This window comes from Rothia sp. HMSC076D04, from assembly GCF_001814645.1.
GTDB classification, from domain to species: domain Bacteria; phylum Actinomycetota; class Actinomycetes; order Actinomycetales; family Micrococcaceae; genus Rothia; species Rothia mucilaginosa.
In genome coordinates this window covers 337,395-343,502 of the sequence record NZ_KV817374.1, presented here as the reverse complement: position 1 = coordinate 343,502, position 6,108 = coordinate 337,395, and the positions used below count along the sequence as shown (strand labels likewise).

The following is a 6,108-nucleotide window of genomic DNA, read 5'->3' as shown; positions in this document are numbered from 1 at the left end:
TAAGACTCTTCGCGCCGATGGTACTGCACTTTTGAGGGTGTGGGAGAGTAGGTCACCGCGGGTTTTTTATTCAAGAGGGGAAGACCTTATAGGTCTTCCCCTCTTTTTGTGTACCCAAAAACTCCTAGAACGAAAACTCCTGGAACGAAAGACACCTAACTCAGCAAAGGTGCAGAGACTCATAGACCCAGAGACGCAGAGATTCAGCAGAGAGGCAGCGGAACAGGGGATGTAGCCTCGCCAGACAGCGTGCCAACCTGATACAGAGGCAAGGAGATGGGGAGTTCACAGATCCGCCTGAATGACGAAATAGAGGGCACGGCAGAGAAACTCTTGGTACCTTAACAGCAAGAGCAGTCCATATCTCTACTTCAACGAGTAGAGAGCAAACAAAGGAGCATCATCATGGCTGATGAGAAGAGCATCTACGAACGCTGGAGCGAAGAACGCCTCGACCCGCCCTTCCCCAAAGAATGGGGACTGGACGAAGAAGACGAAGCTGAGCTGCTCTGGCCCATCTGGCCCCTGCTGTTCATGGGTGAATCTGATACTGAGCAGTACGTAGAAACGATCACCGATTATGTGATGGATGCACTCGAGCTGGAATACGATGGGGAGAACGAAGACAGCAAGCTCTGGGAAAAGCGCGTAGAAGACTACGTGGAAGAGCTCATCAAGCGTCGTCGTGCATTCGCCGCTGAGCTGGGCATTACCCCCGAAATGCAGAAGAACTCCAACCTCAACCGCGCCTTCGCAGCGCTGGAAGAAGAAGGAGTCATCGCACGACAGAACTTCACCTGCTGCGGTACCTGCGCATCCGCAGAAATCTGGGACGAGATCGACGACAGCCGTGAATGGAAGGGATACATCTACTTCCACCAGCAGGACACTGAAAGCCTCGCTGAAAGCGGCGGCACCTACGTTGGGTTCGGCTCCTTCCTTGCCTACCCCAGGGACGAAAATGAATGGAACGCGCTGAGCGATGCGCAGAAGGAAGAGATCAGTGCCCTTCACAAGAAGCTCTCCGTGGAGCTCATGAAGGACACTATTATTCCCGTACTGGAGAAGCACGGTCTGAGTGTGAAGTGGAAGGGGAATTTCGATACTCGCCCGTTCATTGGGGGAGTGGAAGTCTATAACATTCCCTAACGGCTGGTGAACCGAACCGGGTGGGTGCCTCGGAGTAGCTTGTGGCAGGGGAGGAACCTCCCAACGCTACGAAAGTTTACGAGGAAAATAAGCTGAGAGCGTGAGAACAGACACCACGATATCTCAGTCAGAGTATTAACTAGCCGATACGGCACCCATTCGGTAGGCTAGACGGGTAGCGCGGTACGTCCACACTAGAGATTAGACGGAACCTATCCACGTGATAGGAACTGATCGACATAGCTTTCAGCTGCTATATACGGCAGAAGCTGAGCTCTAGAACACCCTATAGGGGATAAGAACAACCCCGGGCCGGAAGAGTCAGGTCGTCTGAGCTTTGCTCGGATGGACGCTCACTCCAACCGGAGTAGGCTAGAAGAAGTGGACGAACCGCCACCCATATTCCCAACCAAAGGAGCAGGCATGTCGACCGACGCTCGCGAAAAAGCCCGCCAGATTGCGGCCCAGCAGGCCAAGAAGAGCCCCAGCCAGGCAAGCCGCCGCTGGCTCCAGTTCGGCGTACTCGCCGTGGTCCTCATCATCGTAGGTATCATCGGCTTCGTCGTAGTCAACGGCAACAAGAACACCAAGGTAGCAGAAAGCGGCCCGGTGCCCTCCAGCGCCAACGAATACGGTGGCATTGTGCTGACCAAGGACGGCATCGTCCAGAACTCCTCCACCCAGGAGAACCGCGACTTCAAGCAACTCGCAACCTCGACCTCCTCCGTGACCCCCATGGTCAACGGAACCGCAGCAGCAGTCAACACCCTGCCCCCGGGCGTGCAGACCGCTGAAGAGGCATCCAAGAACGGCCAGCCCGTACGCGTGACCATCTTCCAGGACTACAACTGCGTGCACTGTGCAGAGTTCGAGAAGAAGTACGGTGAAGAAATCCAGAAGCTCGTCGAGGACGGCACCATCACCCTGGAAATCCGCAACCTGACCTTCCTGGACCGCTCCTCGCCCACCGCTTACTCCGCACGTAACGCGGCAGCAGCATATTCCGTGGCCAACCAGGTCAGCACCAGCGACTTCCTGAACTACCAGCGTGAGATCTTTACTCACCAGGGCCGCGGCGACATGAACAACCAGCAGATCGCCGACATCGCTTCTAAGCACGGTGCGTCCATCGGCTCCGATATGAACGATGGCAAGTGGCGCCCCTTCGTGGACGTGGTCAACGCTGAATCCGCAAAGAACGGTATTAAGGGTACCCCCACCGTCTTCGTTGATGGTGACCAGTACACCAGCAACGACTTCAGCACCTTCCTGAAGGAAAAGATCGAAGCTAAGAAGAAGTAACCGCTTCGATACGAAAACCCGGTAACCTCGGCGTGAGGCTACCGGGTTTTTCCATACACGGTGATAAGTACGAGGGGTGGGTGAGCAGCGTACAGAAGCGGTGCTCATAAGGGGTAAAACGAAGGAAACGAACATACCATCACCCCATAATTTAGAAGTATTCTCAACCAAACCCTAAAAGAACAACTAAGCAGACTCAACCAAGAGAATAGGGTACACTGGACAGGTTGCCTCCTTAGCTCAGTTGGCCAGAGCATCTGTCTTGTAAACAGAGGGTCACCGGTTCGAATCCGGTAGGGGGCTCAGAAAAATCCTGGTTCGCACCAGCCTCATAGCAGAGGTGCGGATCAGGATTTTATTGTACGAGTGTCCTGTAGTGTCTAAGGGACCCGCACTAGCACATCGACATCCATCCTGAGGAACCGAGAATGTCTGAAACCTCCGGAACCCCGCAGGCTCCCGCCTCGCAGGGAACCTACACCACCGCCCCGCGCAGCATCAAAGCACGCGAAGCCAGCGACTACCCCCTCGAAGAGTTCATCGAATCGCGAGGATTCCGCCCTGAAATTCAGGGCCTGCGAGCCTTCGCCGTGCTCCTCGTGGTGCTCTACCACGTCTGGGTCGGCAAAGTCTCCGGCGGTGTGGATGTCTTCCTCTTCATCTCCGCCTTCCTGCTCTCGCTCTCCTTCATGCGTAAGATCAACGAAGGCAAACCCCTCAATCTCTTCAGCTACTGGATGCACGTCTTCCAGCGACTGCTACCCGTAGCCACCGTGGTTATCGCGTGTACCACGATTGCGTCCTTCTTCGTGCTCGCGCCCAGCCGCTGGTCGCAAACCGTCACCGACGCAACGAGCTCCCTGTTCTACTTCCAGAACTGGAACCTCGCGTTCAGCTCCGTGGACTACTACGCCCAAAACGCTTCCGTGAAGTCACCCTTCCAGCACTTCTGGTCGCTCTCCATCCAGGGGCAGATCTTCATCATCTGGCCCCTGCTCTTCGCCGCAGTAGCCTACGTCGTGCACCGATTCCGCGGGAACCTTTTCACCACCGCGGTATTCATCTTCAACACGGTATTCGTAGCATCCCTGACCTTCTCCATCGTCGAAACCGACACCAACCAGGGATTCGCCTACTTCGACCCCCGCACCCGCCTGTGGGAATTCGCCATCGGCACCCTGCTGGCGATGCTCACCCTCAAATGGAAGGCGCCCGAAAAGGCGCGAGTCGTCATGGGCTGGGTCGGCATCATCGGCCTGGTCACCTGCGGTGCAATCCTGCCCGTCGAACGAGCCTTCCCCGGCTACCTGGCGCTCTGGCCCGTGCTCTCCGGCGCCCTCGTCATCATGGCAGGCCGCACCAACAGCCGCTGGGGCATCGATCGACTGCTGGTCTCCGCACCCCTGCAGAACCTCGGCAACATCTCCTACGCCCTGTACCTGGTGCACTGGCCCATCCTCATCCTCTACAGCAGCGCCGTCGGTACCTCCCGCGTGAACTTCATCGAAGGTGCTGTCATCATCCTTACCTCCATCGGCCTGGCATGGTTGCTCATCCGCTTCGTCGAGAAGCCGCTGCGCTACCGCAAGGACCCCTTCGTACCCTGGCTCATGATGAAGATGCGCTTCAAGACCATCTTCTCGGTCAAGACCTGGGCAGACCAGCTCGCCTTCATCCTCGCGATCTTCCTGGTCGCAGGTGTACCCCTGGTAGCCGCACAGGCATGGGTAGGCTACCGCAACACCCAGTCCGAGCAGAACGCCGAACTGCAGGTACAGACCGCCAGCGAAAACTACCCCGGCGCCCGCGCTATCGGCGGCGCCCAGCAGGGACTCATTGACAACCCCATCCCCTCCGGTGGTGACGTCAAAACCCAGTTCGACGGACTGAGCGACCCCTGCGTTGGCAGCTTCGCGCCCTCCGACCCGGCACTCGCCAAGTACTGCAGCCTGCAGAAGTACGGACCCGAGGACGCACCGCTGACCATGGTCATCGGTAACTCCCACGCCGAACAGGCGCTGAGCATCTTCAAGCCCATCGCAGAACAGACCAAAACCAACCTGCAGACCTACCTGCTCGGTGGCTGCCAGTACCCGGTCCGCGCCGTCAACGCTAGCAACGAATGCTCGGAATTCAACACCAAGATGACCGAGGAAATTCTCAAGCGTAAGCCGCAGACCGTGGTGCTCATCGCCACCGTTGCCCAGGCACGCTCGAACGACGAACGAGTCGACCCGAGCCTCGATGAGACGGTCCGCCGCCTCACCGAAGCAGGAGTCCAGGTCATTGGCCTGCGCGATAACCCGCGCTTCGAGTACAACATCTACGAATGCGCTCAGAAGGCCGGCGCCGACAAGAGCTCCTGCGCACGACCCGCAAGCGACAAGTACGCCGCAGAAAACCCTGCAAAGGAAATCTTCGACAAGTACCGCAACCAGGGTGCCGTCATGGTGGACCTGAAGGACGTGTACTGCCCGGACGGCATGTGCAGCCCCGTGGTTGGAAACATCTACGTCTACATCGATGACAACCATGTCTCCAAGACCTACAGCCGCACCATGGCTCAGGAAGTCTTCCAGCGTGCAGCGGAAGGCGGCTGGCTCGTCAACGGAAAAGTGAACTTCTAAAGTTCGCCGATATAGCGGATCCCCCGTGCTGTTCTACAGAAGTGTGAACGGTTCGGGGGATTCGCTATATTCTGACCCGAAATTAGGATAGGCTAAGTTAGGAGGCTCCCGGGAAAAGCCTTAGAGAAGAAAGGACGCCATGAAAGAAATCACCGAACGCACCCTCAAAGTAGAGAACGTCAGCCTCGGCTACGGCGAAACCACCATCGTCAAAGACCTCTCCCTCGAATTCCCGAAGGGCAAAGTTACCGCCATCATCGGCCCCAACGGCTGCGGTAAATCCACCCTGCTACGCGGTGTCTCCCGACTACTCAAGCCGCTCAACGGCGACTTCACCCTCGACGGCAAACCCACCCACGAATACTCCATGAAGGGCTTCGCCCGCATGGTTGGGCTCATGCCCCAGCATCCCATCGCCCCCGAAGGAATTACCGTAGCAGACCTGGTCTCCCGCGGCCGCTACCCCTACCAAGGCCTCTTCAAACGCAATAGCGCCGAAGATGATGAGGCGGTCGCCTGGGCGCTAGAAGCCACCGACACTATGTCCCTCGCCGAACGACAGGTCACCGAACTCTCCGGCGGCCAACGTCAGCGCGTCTGGATTGCCATGGCGCTCGCCCAAGAAACTGACATTCTACTGCTGGACGAGCCGACCACCTACCTCGACCTGGCACATCAGGTGGAGCTACTCGACCTACTCTCGGACCTCAACGAACAGCGCGGCACCACCATGATCATGGTGCTGCACGAACTGAACCTCGCCGCTCGAGTCGCTGATTACCTCGTCGCTATGAAGGACGGCTCCATCGTCGCCCAAGGCGAAGCACACGACGTGCTCACCCGTGAGAACCTGCACACCATTTTCGGTCTGAAAGCAGAGGTCGCCGATCCGTTTAACGACGGCAGCGTCGTGGTTGTTCCGCATCCCCGGAGTGCGTCCACCGTTGCCGGTTCAGCTGTCGCATCCTAAGAAACCCCCGCTCATATCTGATGAAGTGCCCATAACAGTGGGATACTGGAAAGTAGGACG

Annotated in this window: 4 protein-coding genes and 1 tRNA gene; all 5 read left to right on the top strand. The window is 57.5% G+C overall.

The features are described from left to right. The first annotated feature begins 405 nt into the window (after positions 1–405). The 5 genes from HMPREF2980_RS09255 (at position 406) to HMPREF2980_RS09235 (ending at position 6,048) form a co-directional block, all read left to right on the top strand. Positions 406–1,149 (top strand): DUF6891 domain-containing protein, encoded by a 744-nt coding sequence (locus HMPREF2980_RS09255; RefSeq protein ID WP_070688017.1) that lies wholly within the window; start codon positions 406–408, stop codon positions 1,147–1,149. 423 nt (positions 1,150–1,572) lie between these two features. After that, on the top strand, positions 1,573–2,451 hold the full coding sequence (locus HMPREF2980_RS09250) for a DsbA family protein (protein ID WP_049360034.1): 879 nt from the start codon (positions 1,573–1,575) through the stop codon (positions 2,449–2,451). Between the two features lie 229 nt (positions 2,452–2,680). Continuing rightward, positions 2,681–2,754: transfer RNA gene (locus HMPREF2980_RS09245), tRNA-Thr, on the top strand. A 125-nt stretch (positions 2,755–2,879) separates the two neighbouring features. Then, entirely contained in the window at positions 2,880–5,078 is a 2,199-nt protein-coding gene (locus HMPREF2980_RS09240; RefSeq protein ID WP_070691536.1) for an acyltransferase family protein, read from the top strand. Positions 5,079–5,217: 139 nt separating this feature from the next. Beyond that, positions 5,218–6,048, top strand: a complete 831-nt coding sequence (locus HMPREF2980_RS09235) for an ABC transporter ATP-binding protein (RefSeq protein ID WP_049340521.1) — start codon at positions 5,218–5,220, stop codon at positions 6,046–6,048. The last annotated feature ends 60 nt before the right edge of the window (positions 6,049–6,108 follow it).